The sequence below is a fragment of the Pseudomonas sp. NFACC46-3 genome, from assembly GCF_900114515.1.
Classification (GTDB): Bacteria; Pseudomonadota; Gammaproteobacteria; order Pseudomonadales; family Pseudomonadaceae; genus Aquipseudomonas; species Aquipseudomonas fluorescens_Q.
Window position 1 is genome coordinate 47,411 of record NZ_FOTH01000012.1, and the last position, 19,741, is coordinate 67,151.

17 protein-coding genes and 1 pseudogene are annotated in these 19,741 nt (G+C 61.1%); 15 read left to right on the forward strand and 3 right to left on the reverse strand.

What is annotated here, in order from left to right; genetic code table 11:
- Positions 1-263 precede the first annotated feature (263 nt).
- The 13 genes from gbpA to gspM all read left to right on the forward strand — a co-directional run bounded on the left by gbpA (position 264) and on the right by gspM (position 11,698).
- Complete coding sequence (gbpA, locus tag BM300_RS14155; protein WP_092146780.1) at positions 264-1,727, forward strand: N-acetylglucosamine-binding protein GbpA; 1,464 nt, start codon at positions 264-266, stop codon at positions 1,725-1,727.
- Positions 1,728-1,793: 66 nt separating this feature from the next.
- Positions 1,794-2,339: a cytochrome b gene (locus BM300_RS14160; RefSeq protein ID WP_092345527.1), complete on the forward strand. Its 546-nt coding sequence runs from the start codon at positions 1,794-1,796 to the stop codon at positions 2,337-2,339.
- Entirely contained in the window at positions 2,336-2,860 is a 525-nt protein-coding gene (locus tag BM300_RS14165) for a type II secretion system protein N (RefSeq protein ID WP_092222321.1), read from the forward strand. The genes BM300_RS14160 and BM300_RS14165 overlap by 4 nt, the downstream gene beginning before the upstream one ends.
- Positions 2,861-2,868: 8 nt before the next feature.
- Entirely contained in the window at positions 2,869-4,791 is a 1,923-nt protein-coding gene (gspD, locus tag BM300_RS14170) for a type II secretion system secretin GspD (protein WP_170862056.1), read from the forward strand.
- Positions 4,788-6,260, forward strand: coding sequence for a type II secretion system ATPase GspE (gspE, locus tag BM300_RS14175; RefSeq protein WP_092413310.1), 1,473 nt, complete (start codon positions 4,788-4,790; stop codon positions 6,258-6,260). The genes gspD and gspE overlap by 4 nt, the downstream gene beginning before the upstream one ends.
- Before the next feature lie 4 nt (positions 6,261-6,264).
- Complete coding sequence (gene gspF, locus BM300_RS14180) at positions 6,265-7,473, forward strand: type II secretion system inner membrane protein GspF (RefSeq protein ID WP_092463184.1); 1,209 nt, start codon at positions 6,265-6,267, stop codon at positions 7,471-7,473.
- Positions 7,474-7,476: 3 nt separating this feature from the next.
- Positions 7,477-7,932 carry a type II secretion system major pseudopilin GspG gene (gene gspG, locus BM300_RS14185; RefSeq protein WP_092146771.1) on the forward strand — a complete coding sequence of 152 codons (456 nt, stop codon included), beginning with the start codon at positions 7,477-7,479 and terminating at the stop codon, positions 7,930-7,932.
- A gap of 2 nt (positions 7,933-7,934) precedes the next feature.
- Complete coding sequence (gspH, locus tag BM300_RS14190) at positions 7,935-8,402, forward strand: type II secretion system minor pseudopilin GspH (RefSeq protein WP_092222328.1); 468 nt, start codon at positions 7,935-7,937, stop codon at positions 8,400-8,402.
- Entirely contained in the window at positions 8,395-8,781 is a 387-nt protein-coding gene (gene gspI, locus BM300_RS14195) for a type II secretion system minor pseudopilin GspI (protein WP_092146767.1), read from the forward strand. The genes gspH and gspI overlap by 8 nt, the downstream gene beginning before the upstream one ends.
- Positions 8,774-9,307, forward strand: a complete 534-nt coding sequence (locus BM300_RS14200) for a type II secretion system protein GspJ (protein WP_092146765.1) — start codon at positions 8,774-8,776, stop codon at positions 9,305-9,307. Before gspI ends, BM300_RS14200 begins: the two co-directional genes overlap by 8 nt.
- Positions 9,304-10,152, forward strand: a complete 849-nt coding sequence (locus tag BM300_RS14205; RefSeq protein WP_092146763.1) for a type II secretion system protein GspK — start codon at positions 9,304-9,306, stop codon at positions 10,150-10,152. The genes BM300_RS14200 and BM300_RS14205 overlap by 4 nt, the downstream gene beginning before the upstream one ends.
- Complete coding sequence (gene gspL / locus BM300_RS14210; RefSeq protein WP_092222334.1) at positions 10,149-11,252, forward strand: type II secretion system protein GspL; 1,104 nt, start codon at positions 10,149-10,151, stop codon at positions 11,250-11,252. Before BM300_RS14205 ends, gspL begins: the two co-directional genes overlap by 4 nt.
- On the forward strand, positions 11,252-11,698 hold the full coding sequence (gene gspM, locus BM300_RS14215; protein WP_063323286.1) for a type II secretion system protein GspM: 447 nt from the start codon (positions 11,252-11,254) through the stop codon (positions 11,696-11,698). Before gspL ends, gspM begins: the two co-directional genes overlap by 1 nt.
- 219 nt (positions 11,699-11,917) lie before the next feature.
- Here the strand turns inward: gspM and BM300_RS14220 are convergent, their stop codons facing one another.
- Entirely contained in the window at positions 11,918-13,093 is a 1,176-nt protein-coding gene (locus BM300_RS14220; RefSeq protein ID WP_259332380.1) for an MFS transporter, read from the reverse strand.
- 221 nt (positions 13,094-13,314) lie between these two features.
- Here BM300_RS14220 and BM300_RS14225 point away from each other — a divergent pair, with 221 nt between their 5' ends.
- Positions 13,315-14,220 carry a LysR family transcriptional regulator gene (locus tag BM300_RS14225; RefSeq protein WP_092463186.1) on the forward strand — a complete coding sequence of 302 codons (906 nt, stop codon included), beginning with the start codon at positions 13,315-13,317 and terminating at the stop codon, positions 14,218-14,220.
- A 228-nt stretch (positions 14,221-14,448) separates the two neighbouring features.
- A pseudogene (locus BM300_RS31780) lies at positions 14,449-14,538 on the forward strand (VUT family protein); the annotation flags it as partial.
- Between the two features lie 50 nt (positions 14,539-14,588).
- On the opposite strand, the gene queC reads toward BM300_RS31780, so the two are convergent.
- Together queC and BM300_RS14235 are read right to left on the reverse strand one after the other, a co-directional pair.
- A complete protein-coding gene (gene queC / locus BM300_RS14230; protein WP_092222340.1) occupies positions 14,589-15,284 on the reverse strand; it encodes a 7-cyano-7-deazaguanine synthase QueC in 696 nt (231 codons plus the stop codon).
- Between the two features lie 263 nt (positions 15,285-15,547).
- The gene (locus BM300_RS14235; protein WP_092463188.1) at positions 15,548-19,612 is read right to left on the reverse strand and encodes a dermonecrotic toxin domain-containing protein; all 4,065 of its coding nucleotides are present in this window, start codon (positions 19,610-19,612) and stop codon (positions 15,548-15,550) included.
- Positions 19,613-19,741: the final 129 nt, after the last annotated feature.

Here is a 19,741-nt window from a genome sequence, read left to right on the forward strand (position 1 = left end):
TGCAAGGCGTCAGTTGTTTTGTCTGATGTGTCTGTTTGTTTTTGTTTGATAGTTATTTCTGTTCGTAAGAAGTTTCTCAAGCTATGTAAGAGAAATAGCTTCAGAGATCATTCCTTCTATTTTGAGAGATTTTTCCTACATAGGAACTGTTCAACTTTCTATAAGGTTCGGCGCTTGTTAGGTCTGGCGCTGAACGATCCGGCGCGCCTTTCAAGATGACGGTGATTCGTCTTTTCAATCTCGATGAGTAGTCTGGAACTTATATGAAAAATAACTTCAATAAGGGCAATGTATTAACGGGGTGTGCTTCGTCGTTAGTGCTGTTGTCGGCCATGGTGGCGTCCCAAGGTGTGCATGCACATGGTTTCGTCGAAGTGCCGCCTTCTCGTGCACTGTTGTGCCAGAAAGGTGTCAACCTAAACTGCGGTGGCGCGCAATACGAGCCGCATAGTACCGGCGAGACCTTCAAGGGCTTCCCGAATGGAGCCGGTGGTGGGCCGCTGCAAGGCCCTATCGACGGCAAGATCGCCAGCGGCGGCAACGCCAACTTTTCTGCCCTTGATGCGCAATCGGCTTCGCGCTGGCACCTGACCGAAATCAGGGACCGCAACATTACCTTCCAATGGAAATACGACGCAGCGCACCGGACGAGCAAACACGAATACTTCATTACCCGCGACGGCTGGAAGCCGAACCAAGCGCTCAAGCGCTCCTCGTTCGACAGCACGCCGTTCTGTACGGTGGATGGCGGTCATCAAATTCCGGTAAGCGGTGCCCCGCACAACTGCGTCATTCCTGACAGTAAATCGGGTCATCACGTCATCCTGGCCGTCTGGACAGTGGGCGACACGGATAACGCGTTCTACAACCCGGTGGATGTGAACATTCTCGCCGAAGCCGCATTGCCGGGCGGCTGGTTGCCGGTGGGCAGCATTACGCCATCGACTCCGTTGCTGGCGGGTGACAAGGTCAAGGCCCGTGCATTCTCCGCCACCGGCGAAAATGCTGAGTACAGCGTAGAAATCAGTATCGACAACGCTGAAGAAGGCAAGCCTGAGAATTGGTCGTTCAAACTGGCCGAAGCCATTAACACCCATGCCCTGATTCGTGCCGGTATTCGTGGTGAAGACGGCAATATCGCGCCGGTCAAAGGTACCAACAGGCTGTACGCCCAGAAAGAAAGCGGTGTGACTGGCTATCAAGTGCAGTTGGACATGCAGGAAGACGCCAGCGCCAGCATGGAAATTTCTTCCCTGCAGCCAGAGTACGTGCTCGATAAAGGTCGGGTCAGCATGGCGTTCACCGCGCAGACAAACCGCCGAATGAACCTCGAAGCCGCACTGTTCGATGAGAAGAACAAGCAGGTCGGTACCGTCAGCCAGGCCGTGGGTGAAGGCAGTACCGGCCTGAGCCTGGACGTGCGCAGCGCCCCGGGCGCCCACACCCTGACGCTGGTGGGCACCACCGAAGATGGGCGTACCACGCGCCAGGAGACCCAGACCGTCACCCTGACCGGTGAGGGCGCCGGCATCGAGTACGACTTCGTGTTCCCTGAAGGCATCAGTGACTACACCGCCGGCACGAAAGTGCTGCAGCCCAAGACTGACGAAGTCTTCGAGTGCAAGCCGTTCCCGGCGTCCGGCTACTGCAAGCAGTACAGCCCGACCTCGAACGGTTTTGAACCGGGTGTCGGTGCCTCCTGGCAAAGCGCCTGGGACAAGCTGTAAGTCCTGACAGGCATGGCTTCAGGCGGCCCACCGGGTTGCCTGAAGCCTTCAAGCGAGGGCGCGATGATGCATTCCAATTATTCCAAGCGACGGGTGCTGCTGCACTGGCTGTCGGCGGTGATTATTTTATGGACGTTGGTGTCCGGTTTTTATGTGGCATTCAACCCGGTGTCGGCTTCGACCGAACACTGGATTGGCTCACTCAATGTGTCGTTGACCACGCTGTTCATTCCGTTTTTCGTGTGGCGGGCCTGGCTGTTTTTTTGTGAGCTGGAGCCCCGTGGGGCAGCGCCTTCATTGAACAAGAAGCTGGCCTTGGCGGTGCATGCGCTGATCTACCTGACCATCAGCGTCGTGCTGGTGACCGGCGTACTGATGATGAAAAGCACCATCAGTGTCTTCGGCCTTGTTCGCTTTCCTCAACCATTGGCTGATCCGGCGCTGATCGAACTGGCCAACACCCTCCATAGCCTGTCTTGCGTGGTGCTTTCGATGCTGATTGCGCTGCACCTGTGCGCGGTGCTCTGGCATGAGTTTTCCGGGCGCAGGGTGGTACGACGCATGTCTTTCGCCAAGCCAGCTGGCGCGATGAGCCGGAGAGCGCAAAGGTGAGCCTGTCTTTCCTTGGCCGCCGCCTGCCGAGGCTGCTGCTGGTGCTCGTGCCGCTGCTTTACGGGATATTGCTGGCCGGACAAGAGTGGCGCTTTCACCAGGGTTTGGGTCGTGATGTGCCGGTGCCGGCGGACCCGCCGATGGTTCCGGTTCGTGACCTGCCCAACGTGCAAGCCGTGGCGACCGTGCTTGGCCTGGCGCCTGAAGGTGCCCAGGCGCCAAGCGCCGAACCGATTACGTTGCAGGCCAGTTTTGTCGCCGGCCAAGGTTTGTCGCGGGCATTGTTGGCGGACGCCGCCGGCCCGCGCATTTACCAGGTGGGTGAGCGCTTGCCCGGTGGCAGCGTGCTGCGTCGGGTCGAAGCCGGCCATGTGACGTTGTGGCGCAACGGACGTGAAGAGCGCCTTTCCCTGCAACAAGACGCCAAGCCCTTGCTGCGCCGATTGACCCCCGAAGACGGGCACCATGCCACGCTTGTTTCCACGCAATACCTACGCCCGGTGGCCGGGCAATCAGAGTGATCGAATTCATGAACAGCTTTATCCGGGGCCGTGTAGCACGCGTCCTGTTCGGCCTTGCAGTGGTGTGTCCACTGACGTTTCCCGTTTCGCTGCGAGCCGAGGAGGCCCAGTGGCAACTGGCGATGAACAACGCGGAACTGCGCGACGTGGTCGAGGAATTCTCGGCGATCCTGGGCAAGACCGTGGTGCTCGATCCCCGGGTGTCAGGGCGCATTACGGTCATGTCCCGTCAAGCGCTGGACCGCGAGGGGGTACGTCGGTTGTTCTATTCGGTACTCGATGCACACAACTTCACCGTGATCGACGAAGGCGAGCGGATCCTGATCACCCCGGTCAGCGATGCCAAGACGCGTGCCGGTATCGCCGACGAACAAAGCGCCACACCGTCGCAGTTCATCACCCGGGTCCTCGACTTGCAATCGAGTGTCGCTGCCGACGTCGCCGGGCTGATCCGCCCCTTGGTATCGGCCAATGGTTACGTCGGCCCTTCGGTCTCGTCCAACGCCTTGGTGGTCACCGACACGGCGGCCAACGTCCAGCGCATCACCGGCGTGGTGCAACGGTTGGATTCAGGACGCAACCGCAATCACGTGGTGGTGCGCTTGAAGCACGCCCAGGCCGGGGACATCGCCCCACTCGTGGAAGCCTCCGGCGGCAAGCGCGAGGGGGAAACGGCGGGCGTGGTGATCGCCGATGCCCGCAGCAACCGGCTGGTGATCATCGGCGCGCCAGCGGTGCGTCAACGCCTGGTCGACCTGGCCCGGACCCTGGACGTGCCGGCAGCCGCTTCCCAGGACAACGCGCGGGTCATCCGTCTGCGTCACAGCGATGCCAAACAGTTGGCCGAGGTCCTGGAAGGTGTCGGGCAGGATAGGAAAACCACGCCGGTCCTCGCTGGCCAACGGGAAACCGCGGGGGCCAGCCCCTTCAGGATCAAGGCCGATGAAAGCCAGAATGCCTTGGTCCTGATCGCCGAGCCGGCCCAGGTCCGCATCATCGAGAACATCGTCCGGGAGCTGGACCAACCCCGGGCCCAGGTGCTCATTCATGCGGCCATCGTCGAGGTGAGCGGAGATATTTCCGAAGCGCTGGGGGTGCAGTGGGGACTCAAGAGCGGCAGCGCGACAGGTGGCATCAATTTCCCGGGAACTGACATTCCGATCGTCGGCCTGGACTTCAATAAGCTGGATAAAAAGACTGAAGGCGCATTCCTGCGGCTGGGCGGTGACCGCTTCAGTGCGCTGGTTTCGGCGCTGGCGAGCGATACTCACAGCAACCTGCTTTCCACCCCCAGCCTGCTCACCCTGGATAACCAGGAAGCGGAAATCATCGTGGGCCAGAACGTCCCGTTCAAAACGGGTTCCTATGCCACCAGCGGCAACGGTGCGGACAATCCGTTCACCACCGTGGAGCGCAAGGACGTCGGCATCAGCCTCAAGGTCAAGCCTTACATCAACGAAGGCTCGACCTTGCGTCTTGAAGTCGAGCAGGAAGTTTCGGACATCGCACCGTCTGTTTCCGGAGTCGATTCCTCCGATCTGATCACCAACAAGCGCGCCTTGAAGAGCACGATCCTGGCGGACGATGGCGAGATCATCGTGATCGGCGGCCTGATCCGCGACAGTGTCCGCAGCCAGCAAAGCGGTGTGCCGCTGCTGCGCAGTATTCCCTACTTGGGCGCGTTGTTTCGCTGGAACCGCGACACCCAGACCAAAAGCAACTTGATGGTGTTCCTGCGCCCGACCATCGTGCGCAGCAGCGAAGACCTGGCCGATGTGAGTCGCCAGCGCTACGACGCGCTCCGGGAGCTGAGCAAACCCGGCTCGCGGAAAAACAACTCGCTGCTCTTGCCCCGGGATGCCCGCCAGTTGTTCGACTCATCCAAGGATGCATCAGCGGCCGATTCGCAACAGCGTGCGGGGGCCTTGTGACTGAACCGCAGGCCCCGTTGCCCTTTGGTTTCGCCAGACGTTTCGGTGTGCTGCTCGAAGGCGAGGGGCCGACCTTGAGCCTGGTGATGCGCGGCGACACGCCCCTGACCGCCGTGGCCGAAGTGCGGCGCCTGTGCGGGCGGGATTTGCCCATCCAGGTGCTGGAACCGACGCTGTTCGCCGCGCGCCTGGCCAGCGTCTATCGCCAGGGCCAGAGTGCCGCCGAGCAGGTGGCCCAGGGCCTGGACGAAGAGCTGGACCTGCTCAGCCTGGCCGACCAAATGCCGCAGACTACCGACTTGCTGGAGCAACAAGGTGATGCGCCGATTATCCGGCTGATCAACGCGCTGCTCAGCGAGGCAGTCCGCGAACAGGCCTCGGACGTGCACCTGGAAACGTTCGAGCAATACCTGTCGGTGCGCATGCGCATCGACGGGCAGTTGCAGGAAATGCTGCGCCCGCGCCGGGAACTGGCGAACTTGCTGGTGTCGCGGATCAAGGTCATGGCCCGTTTGGACATCGCCGAAAAGCGCGTACCCCAGGATGGGAGAATGGCCTTGCGCCTGGCCGGCCATGAAGTCGATGTACGGGTCTCCACGTTGCCTTCGGCCCATGGCGAGCGCGTGGTGTTGCGCTTGCTCGACAAGCAGGCCGGGCGTTTGGACCTGCATCGCCTGGGCCTGCCCGACGACACCCTCGCCGACCTGCGGCTATTGCTCGGCAAACCCCACGGCATCGTGTTGGTGACCGGTCCCACGGGTTCGGGCAAGACCACCAGCCTGTACGCGGCCTTGAGCAGCATCAACGACCAGAGTCGCAACATCCTCACCGTCGAAGACCCCATCGAATATCACCTGCCGGGCATCGGCCAGATGCCGGTCAACCCGAAGGTCGACATGACATTCGCCCGTGGTTTGCGGGCTATTTTGCGCCAGGACCCGGACGTGGTGATGGTCGGCGAGATACGCGACCGCGAGACCGCCGAAATCGCCGTCCAGGCGTCGCTGACGGGCCACCTGGTGCTCTCGACCCTGCACACCAATACCGCCGTCGGCGCGGTCACGCGGCTGGTGGACATGGGCGTGGATGCGTATCTGCTGGCGTCGTCCCTGGCCGGCATCGTCGCCCAGCGCTTGTTGCGGGCCTTGTGCCCGTCCTGCAAGACGCCTTATGTGGCCGACGTCGCTACGTGTCGGCGCCTGGGCCTCGATGCCGGTGCCGCGCCCCGGTTGTTCAAGGCCCAGGGCTGCGAGCAATGCCAGAAGGGTTATCGCGGACGCTTTGGTATCTATGAGTTGGTGAATGTCAGCGCCGCCCTGTCGCAACTGATTCATCAGGGCGCCACCGAGCAGGCGCTGGCCGCCGAGGCGCGCAAGACCTCCCGCAGCCTGTTTCAGGACGGTCGCCAGCGGGTGCTGGAAGGCCTGACCAGCGTCGACGAACTGCTGCGCATTACCCAGGAGGATTAGCACCATGCCGACCTTCGACTATCGGGCCGAGGACGCCCAGGGCCGCCGCTGCAAGGGCCGTGTGGAAGCCGACAGCCCGCGCCATGCTCGCCAGTTGCTGCGCGAGCGCGGCTTGCTGCCCTGCGAACTGCTTGCAGCGAAGGAACCGCGAACCCTGGGCGGGTGGCACGCCGGAACGTGGTTGAGCCCGGCAGATCTGGCATTGCTGACGTTGCAGTTGTCCACCTTGATCCAGGCCGGCCTGCCCCTCGAAGAATCCCTGGGAGCGGTGGCGCAACAGAGCCAGAAGCGCCGTGTCGCCCACCTGCTGGTGGCGGTGCGCAGCCGGGTGATGGAAGGCCACGCATTGGCGACGGCCCTGAGGGCCTTTCCCCAGGCGTTTCCCGAGCTGTTCTGCGCCACCGTGGCCGCCGGCGAGCAATCCGGCCACTTGGGCCAGGTGCTGGAGCAATTGGCGACCTACACCCAGGCGCGCCAGGCGTCGCGCCAGCGCATTCAACTGGCGTTGGTGTACCCACTGATTCTGATGCTGGCCTGCGTCGCGATTGTCGCGTTCCTGCTGGGCTACGTGGTGCCGGATGTGGTGAAGATTTTCGTCGACAGTGGCCAGCCGTTGCCTTGGCTGACTCAGGCACTGATTGCGATGAGCGACGGCTTGCGTCGCTACGGTCTGCTGTTGCTCGGGGCCCTGGCCGGGCTGCTCGGGCTGTGGCGCTGGAGCCTGCGCCAACCGGCGTGGCGCCTGCGTTGGCACCGCTTGTTGCTCAGGCTGCCGTTGTTGGGCGAGGTGCTGCGGGCAATGGAAGCGGCCCGTTTCGCCAGCACCTTGGCGATCCTGAGCAAAAGCGCGGTGCCGCTGGTGGAGGCCTTGCACATTGCCGCCCAGGTGATCGGCAACCTGACCATTCGCGCACGCATGGCCGACGTGGCCCGTTCGGTCCGCGAGGGCGGCACCCTGACCCGTGGCCTGGAACTGGGCGGGGATATCCCGCCGCTGATGCTGCACATGATTGCCAGCGGTGAACGAGCCGGCGAACTCGACAGCATGTTGGCCCGCGCCGCCGAACAACAAGAGGCCAGCCTCGCGGCACGCATCGCGCTGGTGGTGAGCCTTTTCGAACCGGCCATGTTGGTGCTGATGGGCGGCGTCGTGCTGCTGATCGTCATGGCCATTCTGCTTCCTATCTTGAGCCTCAACCAATTGGTGAATTGACCCATGACACTTCAAAACAACCGACCGGTACGCCCCCAGCGTGGTTTCACCCTGATCGAAATCATGGTGGTGGTGGTCATTATCGGCATCCTCGGCGCCATCGTCGTGCCGCAGTTTATGAGCCGGCCTGACCAAGCCAAGGTCACGGCCGCGCGCACTGATATCCAGGCGATTGCCACGGCCCTGGAAATGTACCGTCTCGACAATGCTCAATATCCTTCGACCCAGCAGGGCCTGGAGGCGTTGAGCAAGCGTCCTTCCGGTACGCCAGCCGCGAAAAACTGGAACCCCCAGGGGTATCTGAAGAGCCAGCCGGTCGACCCTTGGGGCACGCCCTATCAGTACCTCAATCCTGGCCTCAAGGCGCTCGATGGAGGTTACGACCTGTACTCGCTGGGTGCCGACGGCCTGCTGGGCGGCGAGGGCTTTGCTGCCGACATCGGCAATTGGGCTGAGTGAACATGAGCCGTGATTCTCGGGGTTTCACCTTGCTGGAACTGATGGTCGTCATTGTGTTGATCGGGAGCGTGATGGGCATGGTCAGCCTGGCTATCGGCCCGAGCCCGATGCGTGAGGCCCGGCAGCAAGCCCAGGACTTCATCCGCGTGGTGCAGCAGTTGCGCGAACGCGCGGTATTGGATGGGCTGGAATATGGGGTACGTGTACAGCCTCGCGGCTATCAGGCGTTGCGACTCGAGTCTCAGGGTTGGACAGCGGTGTCGGCGTCGCAACGGCTGCCTGAAAGCCTGACGCTTGGGTTGGAGCAGGACGGCCATGTCGTGGCGCTCGATGATGCCCGAGGTCCACCACAGTTGCTGATGCTCAGCAGTGACGAGATCAGTCCGTTCAGGTTGCTCATCAAAGTTGCTGGCCAGACGATTTCCCAGGTCGTGAGTGACGGCTTGGCGCAGCCGCTGATCGATGGCTGACGCTCGCAGGCTGGCCGCCGATTGCCAGGGGTTCACCTTGTTGGAAGTCATGGTCGCGCTGGCGATTTTCGCCACGTTGGCGGCTGCGGTGCTGTCGGCCAGTCAGTTCGTGCTCAAGCAAAGCGCCGGGCTTGAGGACCGTCTGTTCGGCGCCTGGCTGGCGGACAACCAGCTCAGCGAGCTCCGTCTGCAAGCCGCTACGCCACTGGGCCAACAGCGCCTGGCCCGGCACCTGGATCAGCGCGATTGGATTTTGCAACAGCGTGTCGCCGCGGCCCGCGACCCGCGTCTGCTCCGGGTCGAGATCCAGGTCAGCCGGGCCAGCAGCCCAGCAGTCGTGCACCGCACCACGGGATGGGTCCGCGACCGTCATGAATAGACAATCGGGCTTCACCTTGTTGGAGCTGGTGATTGCCATCGCCATTTTTGCCTTGCTCGGCCTGGCCAGTTGGCGCCTGTTCGACGGCGTGGTGCGTACCCAGCAGGGCGCCGGCCAGCATGAGCGCGAAGTCAGGGCCTTGCAGCGTGCGGTGGGGGTGATCGAACGGGATGTGTGGCAGGCCGTTGCCGGTTCCACCGTGCTCGCGTCAGGGCGCCTGCAATTGCAGCGTAGCCATTGGCCCAATCCGCTGGACCAGCCACGCAGCGAGCGGCAAACGGTGAACTATCGACTCGAGGCAGCGGTGTTGTGGCGCGACAGTCGCGGTGAAGGGCCGGTCATCGTGCAACAGCAGAAATTGCTTGAGGACGTACGCAGCCTGAGCTGGCGTGTATTCGATGCGCAACGAGGCTGGCATGACGAAACCGTGCGCGGCAACGCGCCACTGGCGTTGGAGCTGGTGATTTCCACGGGGCGTTTCCAGCAGATCCGCCGCGTGCTGTTGTTGCCGGGGGCGTTGCCGTGAGCCGGCAACGAGGCGTGGCGCTGATCAGTGTGTTGTTGGTCCTGAGCCTGGCGCTGCTTTTTACCGCTGGCATGCTGCGCAGTCATCGCCTGTTGTTGCAGAGCAGCGCTCAGCAGTTGCAGCACGTCCAACTGCGTCAATTGGGGCTGGCCGCTGAAGCCTGGGCGCAGGCGGTGTTGGAAGGTAGCGCGATAACTTCGTCCGGGCCGGTAGACCTGAGCCAGGATTGGGCTCGGCTCAAACCTGCATTCGAGATGGAGGACGCCGAGGTTCACATCGATATCGAGGATTTGTCCGGGCGCCTGAACCTTAATGCGCTGCTGGCTCAGGGCCAGACCGATCAAGTTACCCTCGGTCGTTGGAGGCGATTGTTGGCGTTGCTGGAGCTACCCGCGCTGTCATTGCCCCAGGTCGGCTCGGTGCAGGAGTTGAGTCAACTGCGCCTGTTGCCGGGCATCGACGGTCAGACGCTGCGGCGCCTGGAGCCTTGGGTGGTGGTGTTGCCCAGGGACGCCCTGGTGAATATCAATACCGCGCCGCTGCCAGTGTTGATGAGCCTGGACGGCATGGAGGATGAGGTGGCCAAGGTGTTGATCAACCAGCGTCGCCATCAGCCATACGCCAGTGTGCAGGCCTTCACCAATGACCCGCTTTTATCCGGGGTGGGCATCGGCAGCCATGGCCTGGGCGTGAGCAGCCGCTGGTTCCGAATCACCGTGAGCGTGACCCGTGCCGATAGCCGTCTGCGCCTGGCCTCGGACATCGAGCGCGACCCCGTTAGCGGACGCTGGACGGTGGCTCAGCGTCGTTTTTTACCCATCAGCCCCAGCGAGTCCCTGAGATGAAAACCTGGCTTTACCTGACAGCCGACGGCATGGATGAGCCTTGCGTCAACTGGCCGTGTTGCGTGTGGTCGCCCACGGGCGAACGACGCAGCCTGCCCTTGCATGAAGCCGCCCGCGAGTTGAATGGGCGAGTCGTCGATGTGCTGTTGCCGATGGAAATGTGCAGTTGGCTGCGCAGCGATCCGTGGCCCTCTGGACGCCAGCCGCGACCCCAGGCCCTCGCATTCGCCATCGAAGAACAACTGAGTGAAAATCTGGAGGCGTTGCACATCAGCGTTGGCGCGCGGGACCGACAACAGCGCTACCCGCTGATGGTGACCGAGCGAGGCCGGTTCCAGGCACTGCTGGCGCTGCTGGCTGCGCAAGGCGTCGATGTACGGGCAATGCATGTCGACGCGGACCTGCTTCCCCATGACAAGGCTTTTGCGGTGCGTTGGTTCGGTCGCTGGCTGTTGGGCGGGGCATTACCGGCGCGAGTGTCGCTGTCGGCCCGAGCCCTGGCAACGCTCAAGCCGGACTTGCCCGAAGAGATTCACTGGCTGGACGAGGGACGCGATCGTGAAGGCATCGATGATTGGCTGCTCTGCGCTGGCGGACATCCCATCGACCTGATGCAGGGTGAGTTCCGTCGACGTCGCCAGCCGCTGCCGTGGCGTGGCGTGGCGGTTACTGCGTTGGGATTGCTATTGCTCACCTGGGCATTCAGCGAGGGCCGCATACGATTTCTTGAAAGCGAAAGCCGTCATCTGTATGCCCAGGGCGAGCAGCGATTCAGGTCGCTGTATCCCGAGGAAACGCGGATTGTCGACCTGGCGGCGCAGTTCCAGGCGCTGCAAAGTCGTCGTGGGCGAAGCCAGGACACACAGGTCGCTCGTCTGGTCCGTCTGACGGAGCAGGTCATTGGTGCGAGCAGCGTCGAAGTGCAGCGCATCGATTTTCGTGAAGACGAAGGTTGGAAAATCCAGCTCACCGCCACCAGTTTCGTCGAGCTTGAGCAACTGCGCGAGCGGGGGCAGCAAACCGGACTGTCCGTCACCCTGGGCAGCGCCAGCAAGCAGAACAACCGCGTGCAGGCCATCCTCACCCTGGAGAACAGTTGATGAACTTCAATAGCTTGATACAGGCCTGGGGGAGGCTGTCACGCCGTGAGCAACAATTGTTGCTGGGCCTTGTCGGGCTGCTGCTGGTGGTCGTGGTCTACACAACGATCTGGCAACCTGTCCGGCAACGGCTGGATGTCGCCGAGCGACAGTACCGCCAACAGGCCGAGCTGCACGCACGAATCCAGCGCGCCGAGCCCGCCCGGGATCTAACCACCGCCACACGGCCCTTGTCGGTGCGCGTCAATGACAGTGCGGCCGCGACGGGGTTGGAAATAGCTGAAATGGAGGTCGATGGCGATTCGTTGCGACTGGCCGTCAGTGGCGATGCCAATCAATTGCTCCAGTGGCTGGATCAACAAGAGCGGGAGGGCGCGACGCTGCAGTCGTTGACTCTGGAAGCACGTAATAGTGTGTTGGAGGCGCGGGTGGTGTTGCGTCAATGAGCGATCGAGTACACAGCCATTTTGGCCTGAAGCATGGGTTTTTTGTGGCGAGGGAGCTTGCTCCCGCTCGACTGCGCAGCAGTCGTAAAGCGGTTTGCAGGGTTCACCTGTTGCTCCGCGGCGTCTGGTTCTGGGGTGGCTGCGCCACCCAGCGGGAGCAAGCTCCCTCGCCACAAAGTATTCGCTCTGTCCCTGGTTTGGGTCGTGAACTCGTGATGGCTAAACCTGAACATTCCCCGGCAACAACGGTAACTTCGCCAGTTTCACCGCCACCAGCAACGCCACCACCAGCAAGGTGCCGATGAACAGACCGACACCGTTCCACCCGCCCAAGTGCCAGGCCACGCCGCCCGCCGTACCTGCGACACTCGATCCGGCGTAATAGCTGAACAGGTAAAGCGACGACGCCTGGCCCTTGGCTTTGAGGGCGCGGCGGCCGATCCAACTGCTGGCGACCGAGTGGGCGCCGAAGAAGCCGAAGGTGAACACCAGCATGCCCAGCACGACCAACCACAACGGCGTGGCCATGGTCAGCGCGAGGCCGGCCAGCATCAGGGCGATGGTTGCCCAGAGCATTTTGCGTCGGCCGAGTTTGTCCGCCAGTGCGCCGATTTTTGCCGAGCTGTAGATGCCCGACAGGTACACCACCGACAGCAACCCGACAAAGGCCTGATCCAAGTGATAAGGCTCGGCCAGCAGGCGGTAACCGATGTAGTTGAACAGGGTGACGAACGCGCCCATCAAGACGAAGGCTTCGAGAAACAGCAGCGGCAAGCCGGCGTCGCGAAAGTGCATGATGAAACCGTCCAGCAGGCTACGCGGGTGCAGCGAGCGAGGACGGAAGTTGCGCGACTCGGGGAGAATCCTCCAGAACACCGCCGCCGCGATCAAGGCCAGGCCACCGATCACCAGCATCGCGGTGTGCCAGCTGACAAAGTCGATCAAGACCCCGGTGATCAGGCGCCCACACATCCCGCCGATGGCGTTGCCGGCGATGTACAGCCCCATCGCCAGGCCGATGTGCTTGGGATGGATTTCTTCGCTCAGGTAGGTCATCGCGACTGCAGCCAAGCCGCTCAAAGACAGCCCCACCAGGGCGCGTAGCAGCAGCACGCCGTGCCAGGTCGGCATCATGGCACTGGCGATCGTGCACACCGATGCGGCGAACAGCGCCGCGACCATCACTGGCTTGCGACCAATGCGGTCGGAAATCGGGCCGGTGATCAACAGACCGATGGCGAGCAAGCCGGTCGCGACCGACAGGATCAGGCTGCTCTGCGCCGCATTGATGGAGAACTCCGTGGACAACAGCGGCATCATCGGTTGCACGCAATACAACAGGGCGAACGTTGCAAAGCCGCCGCTGAACAGTGCCAGCACCGTGCGCATGAACATGGGCGTGCCTTTTTCGATGTAGATGTCCTTCAGTTCGGCGACGACCTCATCTTGCACACGAGGTGGGATTTCATGGGCCAGTGGAGCGACAGCAGTTTTCACGTTGAACCTCGAACGAGCACGGCCAGGCAGGCATTGAAAAAAGCATATAGCCGGCTAACGTTTCTATCCAATATATTGTTCGACCTGTTTAAGACGTTTTACGACCTATTGGATCACCCATGGAATTGCGCCACCTGCGTTACTTCATCGCCGTTGCCGAAGAACTGCATTTCGGCCGCGCCGCCTTGGCCCTGGGTATCTCCCAACCGCCCTTGAGCCAGCAGATCCAGGCCTTGGAACAGGAGATCGGGGCGCGGTTGTTCGAGCGTACCAATCGTCGGGTCGAGCTGAGCGAGGCCGGTCGACTGTTTCTCGAGGAGGCGCGACGGGTTTTGGTCCAGGTCGATAAGGCCGCCGACGTGGCCCGTCGTGCCCAACTGGGGGAACTGGGAGAACTGAAAATCGGCTTCACCTCTTCGGCACCGTTCAACTCCACCATTCCCCAGGCGATCTTCTCGTTCCGTCAGCGCTTCCCCGCGGTGCACCTGAACCTGCGGGAAATGAGCAGCACCCAAGTGGCCGATGCGCTGCTGGACGAGGTAATCGAGGTGGGCATCATGCGGCCGTTGCCACTGCCCGACGCCTTGAGGGAAATCGAACTCAGCCGCGAACCGCTGGTGGCCGTGCTCAGCGCCAAACATCCGCTGGCCCAGGGCAACGAAGAAGGCCTGTTTCTCTCGGCGTTGGCCCAGGAACCGTTCGTGTTCTTCCCGCGCAGCTACGGCAGCGGCCTGTACGCGCAACTCCTGAACCTGGCCCGCGACGCCGGCTTCAGCCCGCACTTCGCCCAGGAAGCCGGCGAAGCCATGACCATCATCGGCCTGGTGGCGGCAGGGCTGGGCGTTTCGGTCTTGCCGGCGTCTTACCAACGCATGCGTATCGACGGCGTGGTCTACCGGCCGCTGCTCGATCCGGCGGCGGTGTCAGCGGTGTGGCTGGTGCAGCGCAAGGACCAGCGTTCGCCGATGGCGAAGGGGTTTGTGGAGTTGTTGACTGAAAATATAGACACCCACAGGTCGGCGTGATGAATAAAAAACTTGCCTATATGTGAAGGGGCGCCGCAAGGCTAATGCTGGTCATGAGAAAAGTGATGGACCTGTGGCGAGGGAGCTTGCTCCCGCTCGGCTGCGAAGCAGTCGTAAACCGGCGGGTGCGGTGTGTCTGATGTTCCGCATCTGGCAGGTTTTGGGGCCGCTTCCCGGCCCAGCGGGAGCAAGCTCCCTCGCCACGGGTGTATCGATTGCCTTAGGTGAAAAATGTGTTTTGCTGTTTTTAATGTACTACCCGCCTACGGCGCCAGGGCGTTGTTTCGAAAGTATGTAACCGGTGCCCAGCCTGCATAAGAGCTCAATGGGCTATTGCCTCATAGCCCATTACCCTTCGAGCGTTGTGCCTATAAATCCAGTTTTGTCTTCAGGCTGTTCATGATCTCCACCCGGTTTTCAAGGTAGTGGCTCAGGCCCTTTGCGCGCAGATGACAGGCGGCGCAGTCACCGCAGCCTCTGCCCTTGATGCCGTTGTAGCATGTCAGTGTCTGTTGATCGATGAACTCCAACCACCCGTGATAATCGGCCAGCGCCCAGGTTTGGGCTTTGTTCAGCCACATCAAGGGCGTCTCGATGCGCAAGGGATAGTCCATGCCCAGTTCAATGGCGTTGTTCAGCGCCTTCACGAACGCATCGCGGCAGTCCGGATAGCCCGAGAAGTCGGTTTCACACACACCGGTGATAAGCGTTTTTGCACCCACCTGATACGCATAGATAGACGCCAGGGTCAAAAACAGAATATTGCGCCCAGGCACGAAGGTGCTGGGCAGGCCATCTCCATCGCTGTTGGCCGCGGGCACTGGAATGTTGTCGCGGGTGAGGCTGCTGATAGCCAGTTCGTTGAGCAGGGTGGTGTCCAGTATTTTATGGACGGTCACGCCAAGGGCCTTGCAGAGTTGTTGCGCCACTTCGATTTCTTGACGATGGCGCTGGCCGTAGTCGAACGTGATGCAATGAACTTCGTCGTACCGGGGTAAGGCGTGAACCAGGCAGGTAGTCGAATCCTGGCCGCCGCTGAAAACGATGACTGCTTTCTTTGTCATTTCATTCATTTGGACCTGTCCCAATAGGTGCTGAAGGAGTGACCCTAGCCCGAAGTTCAACACCTTGTTGTGGGAAGTTTCCGAATTTACGTGCTCCGCTTTCTCTATTTGGGTTTTCAGTCGCAAGTGAAGCCGCTAGAAGATCGCTGCCACGGCGGGTGCCGCACACCCGGAGAATCCTCGCCAATTGGAATTGTCCGTGCGCGGCGGCGCTTGCCGTGGCAGGCGGTACTCACCTCGATCCTTTATTTTTTCACTTGGCCTTACCAGACCGTCGCAGGTTTATTGGCGTGGTAATCATAAAAACCCTGGAGTATCCAGGTATCGCCCTTGCGTTCGAACGCGGCGCGCCATGCGCTTCTGCCGCCACCGGGGGATAGCTGGGCCATGTCGTACCAGTAATATTTGTTGATTCGTTTTGTCGTGGCCCTGCCGGCTCGAATGTCATCCATGATTTCGTTGATCTTGGCTCGGGCCGCTTCGGGAAAGTTGTCATAGGACATCTGTGTTTCAGCCAGCGTGCTGAGAGTCACCGTAAACTTGTCTATTGCGGTGGATGCTTCCCCCAGTACTGGTGAAGTGCTGGTGGTAGGTGATGTGCCAGTGACCTTCTTCGTCGGGACTTGGGTCACGACCTCGATATCAAACGCGTCGTAGTTCGAGAGATTTTTTGCGAAGTTGGTAATGTCCTCTCCGGTGACCAGTAACGTCTTGCGCTGCGACTTGCCCTTGTTGGCGATGACGTAAGGAATCTTGTTGTTGCGGATTTCCGTCAGGAGCCCGGGTTTGTGTCTTTTTTTCATCTCGTCCCGGAACGCGCCGAGCTTTTTCTTTTTGTACTCCGCGAAGTTTGCAGGGTTCGTTTTATAGTCCTCCCTGGCAGCCTCTACCTCTGGACCTTCTCCTGAAAACCGGACGCCCAGGTCCTCCCAGACGCGCTTTTCCGCGACTTTGACCACCTCATGAATATCGTCCTGTATCTTGGTCATGGCGGCTTTCTTCTTTCCCTGTTCAGGGACGATGGTGATGAATAATGCGCCGGTGAGGTTGTCTGGCAAGGAGGACATCATCATCTTGAAGTTGCCTTCGTTGTCGAAAAGCTCCTTCTTGAGTGGCAGGGTCATGTCGAAAACTTTTATTTTTTGCGCGGCCGTCAGCTGGATGCCCTTTACCTGGGAGTCGATGTCTCGGGTGCAGTAGTCGACGGCCTGCCATACGTTGAATTTGTACAGCAGGCTTTCGTGGGGCTTCTTATGTTGCCCGAGGCCGTGGAGGCCCTTGTTGATCTGGTTGATTCGTGAAAGGTAAGTGTCTATATCGGGCACGTCGATGTCATTCATGCTCTCGCGCAAGGTGCGTTCGGCCAGCTCCTCGGGCATCGAGTGGATGACCTTCTTTACCGTATTCACCACCTGTCGAGAAGGCCAGTGATGGTCGACCAGGATGCCCTCCACCAAGGCGTTATAGGTTTTCTGTTGCGCAGTTTCCGGGGCCCGACTGAACAGACTATGCAGGACTCCGCCACCGAGCAGGCGTTGCGGTTCTTCGATGTGCCAGCGACCGTTTTTCCACGTCACCGTCCGTTGATGGGTACGATTGTTGGGCGCGTAGATAATCCGCAGGCTTTCCTGGATCGCGGTTTTGCAGTAGTCATTTCCCATCTTCAAATAGGCTTGGCCGGACGCGTCCCTGTACAGGTTGCGACCTTCGGGGACGAGCCCTTTGCTGTCAAAACCTTTCAGGAGAAAAGGGCCTAGCTCGGGGTCGGGCATACGGGGCAGGGAAGACAGCTCCGGGCGGGTCTTGTCCCGGCGTCGTGCCGCGCGCGCCATGATCAGGTCCTGCCCGGCCTCTGCCACGACCTCACCCAGCCCGCTGATGAAATCACTGGCCCACTGGCTGAAGCTGCCACCCTCGTCTTTTATGGCCGACACCGCGGCGCCCCCGGCCATTGTCGGCAGGATCGCACGGCCCAGTACCCCGCCCAGGCGGCCCGCGTAGAACATGGCCATCGCACCCGCCAGCAAGGTGACGCCATTCCTGCGCCCCTCCTGGGCCGCTGCGCTGTCGCGCTCGGCGTTCGTTACCATCAGCGCGTCAGCCGTCTTGAGCGCGTGGCTGATCTGCGTTTCGTGCAGTGCTTTGAGCAGGTCGCCTTTGACCACAGGGGAGGCGACCTTCAAGGCGAAATCATCCTGAACCCGATGCTTTATCCATGAGAAGGTGGACTGCGTGACTTTCTTTATCTTCTCGTTGAGCGTCAGGTTTTCCGCGGCCGGCACCAGGCTGGCAAGCTGATCGGCTTGTTCCATCAGCGGCAGTTGGGAAATCAGCCAGCGGGTCATTTCCAGCGTGCTGATGAGTGTCTTGACCAGGACCGCTTCCAGCTCCCTTTCGCTTCCTGCGTGGATGTCCCTGAACACTTTTCCGTCCGGCGCACCCGGCGTGTACAGCGTCAATGAAGGCCGGCTGGATAGTTTCCTGACGCCAAAGGCCAGCAGCTCTTTCAGCACACTGTCGCCCCACTGGATCTGCCGCACCACCACCTCGTGCCCGTTGACCTTGCGGCGTTCCTCAGGCATTGCGCTGTCCAACGCCGCCAGCACCAGGTTCAGGCCGGTGTTGTCCTTATCGTGTGTAAAGTCTCCCGATATATGCGCGGCCCACGCCTGCGCCCGCATTTGTTTGGCTTTCAGAGCCATCCATTGTGCCTGGCGCTCCCGGGCCGCAAGCAGCAACGCGGGCGGGATACGGGCACCCACATTTGCCCTTTCAATGATCTCCACGATCTGTGCAAAGCTCAGCGGCCCCTCTTCGGTGTGGTGGGAAGCGTTGCGTTCGTCCGGTGTCAGGTTGGACATGGCCCACTGCGTCATGGAACGGCAATCGTCGAATATCGCCTTCGCACTGCCTAGCGACACCCCGGACCCGAACGGTGACTCGCCCGTGGGCGCGTGCGAGTCGATGGTCTGCTTGCGGATACACAGGGATACCTGGTCAGGATCGACTGGGGCGTATTTGTCCTTGATGAAGCCGGCGAGCAGCGTGCGGGTCCGATCCTGGAGGGCGTCAGGGGACGCCAGCATCACGGGATCTGGCGGGGGTGGGGTATCTGCCAGGGTTATCTGCAGGTCCTGCAGCGCGTTCCACCAGGCCACGCGGTCGCTGCCGATCACGTTCGGGTTGGCGTGCAGCCAGTCGTCCAGTTTTTTCTGGTAGAGCCGTAGCGCGCGCTCGTCCATGGCGCCCGCCAGGTCCAGCTGGTCCTTGAGGTTCGCCGCGATATCCAGCCTGGCGATCCAGGCGCTGATTTGCTCATCATCTCCCGGCCCGTTCAGCAACACGTCGCTCACGGCGGTTTTTTGCGCCGCTCGCAGATCCATAACCAGGTAGGCAAGGAAGTCCCCGGCGATGGGGGCGATTGTCACGTCATACTGAACGTTATCGTCGGCCTCCAGGCTGGCCTTCAGCGCCGTCAGGTCCGCGTACACTTCCAGCGGCTTGCCCAAGCTGTACAGCACCGCGCTTGCCGGGTAGTCGGTATTGTCATGTCGGGTCAGTGCAACAGCGCCTGACACCGGCACGCTGAACCCCCATCCTTCAGGGGTGATACTGAGGCTGTAGACCCCGGGCCGGTCACGTTCCGCCAGCCTGGCGCGAGACGTTGCGTCCGGTGCCGACAGTGCATGTTCCGTCAGCGCCTTGTGCAGTGGCGGGCTCAGGGTTCCATCCAGTTGCTGGAGATCGGCCTGTGCCTTGAGTTGCCTACCGAATTCATCGGCCAGCCATTGGCTGACGCTGCGGTCCTGGCTAACGTCGGGCGGGGTGTCCCAGAAGTTGTCCAGTGCCCGCGCCAGCATTTGTTCATACGACGTTGGGGTGACGCTTATCAGTTGCTTGATTGCTTGCTTGGCGTCACGGCTATTCAGGGCTGCCGGCATCTCCGTGACGCTGTTCAGCTCGGTGACGATGTCTATATTGCCCAAATCGTCGAAGAACTCGTGGGCGTTGATCTTTCCTGCCACCGCACGCCAGAAGAGCGTGTCGAGGGGGACTGTTTGCGCCACCTTTTTAAACGCCGGCGCGTTGGCTGCGCGTTCAGTTGGGGGGACGGCTTCATCTTGCAGTCGGCACACGCGTATTTCTTTGACGGCCAGCTTGTTCACCAGGGTGGGGAAGGCTTGCCTGAACCCATTATCCAAGTGCCGCGCAGCCACTTCCGAGGGGCGCGGAACGGCATCGTTCAGGCGGATCATCTGCTGCTGCGAGGCATTGAGTTGGTGTATGAGCAGGGCGCTAGCGGTTTGTAAGGGGGTGTTCTCCAGCATGTTCTCTTCCTGAAAGTTTTTGGAAGGAACAACCTATTGAAGGCGCGTGAAGAGGGGGCGGTATATAGATACCGCATGGAGCGGCGACAGGCGGTGTACCGGTGTTGTGGATACATAATCGATGTGGCA

Coding starts and splice junctions, on each gene's coding strand:
- gbpA (WP_092146780.1), top strand. CDS start 264: ATGAAAAATAACTTCAATAAGGGCAATGTATTAACGGGGTGTGCTTCG.
- BM300_RS14160 (WP_092345527.1), top strand. CDS start 1,794: ATGCATTCCAATTATTCCAAGCGACGGGTGCTGCTGCACTGGCTGTCG.
- gspD (WP_170862056.1), top strand. CDS start 2,869: ATGAACAGCTTTATCCGGGGCCGTGTAGCACGCGTCCTGTTCGGCCTT.
- gspF (WP_092463184.1), top strand. CDS start 6,265: ATGCCGACCTTCGACTATCGGGCCGAGGACGCCCAGGGCCGCCGCTGC.
- gspG (WP_092146771.1), top strand. CDS start 7,477: ATGACACTTCAAAACAACCGACCGGTACGCCCCCAGCGTGGTTTCACC.
- gspH (WP_092222328.1), top strand. CDS start 7,935: ATGAGCCGTGATTCTCGGGGTTTCACCTTGCTGGAACTGATGGTCGTC.
- gspI (WP_092146767.1), top strand. CDS start 8,395: ATGGCTGACGCTCGCAGGCTGGCCGCCGATTGCCAGGGGTTCACCTTG.
- BM300_RS14200 (WP_092146765.1), top strand. CDS start 8,774: ATGAATAGACAATCGGGCTTCACCTTGTTGGAGCTGGTGATTGCCATC.
- gspL (WP_092222334.1), top strand. CDS start 10,149: ATGAAAACCTGGCTTTACCTGACAGCCGACGGCATGGATGAGCCTTGC.
- gspM (WP_063323286.1), top strand. CDS start 11,252: ATGAACTTCAATAGCTTGATACAGGCCTGGGGGAGGCTGTCACGCCGT.
- BM300_RS14220 (WP_259332380.1), bottom strand. CDS start 13,093: ATGTTCATGCGCACGGTGCTGGCACTGTTCAGCGGCGGCTTTGCAACG.
- BM300_RS14225 (WP_092463186.1), top strand. CDS start 13,315: ATGGAATTGCGCCACCTGCGTTACTTCATCGCCGTTGCCGAAGAACTG.
- queC (WP_092222340.1), bottom strand. CDS start 15,284: ATGACAAAGAAAGCAGTCATCGTTTTCAGCGGCGGCCAGGATTCGACT.
- BM300_RS14235 (WP_092463188.1), bottom strand. CDS start 19,612: ATGCTGGAGAACACCCCCTTACAAACCGCTAGCGCCCTGCTCATACAC.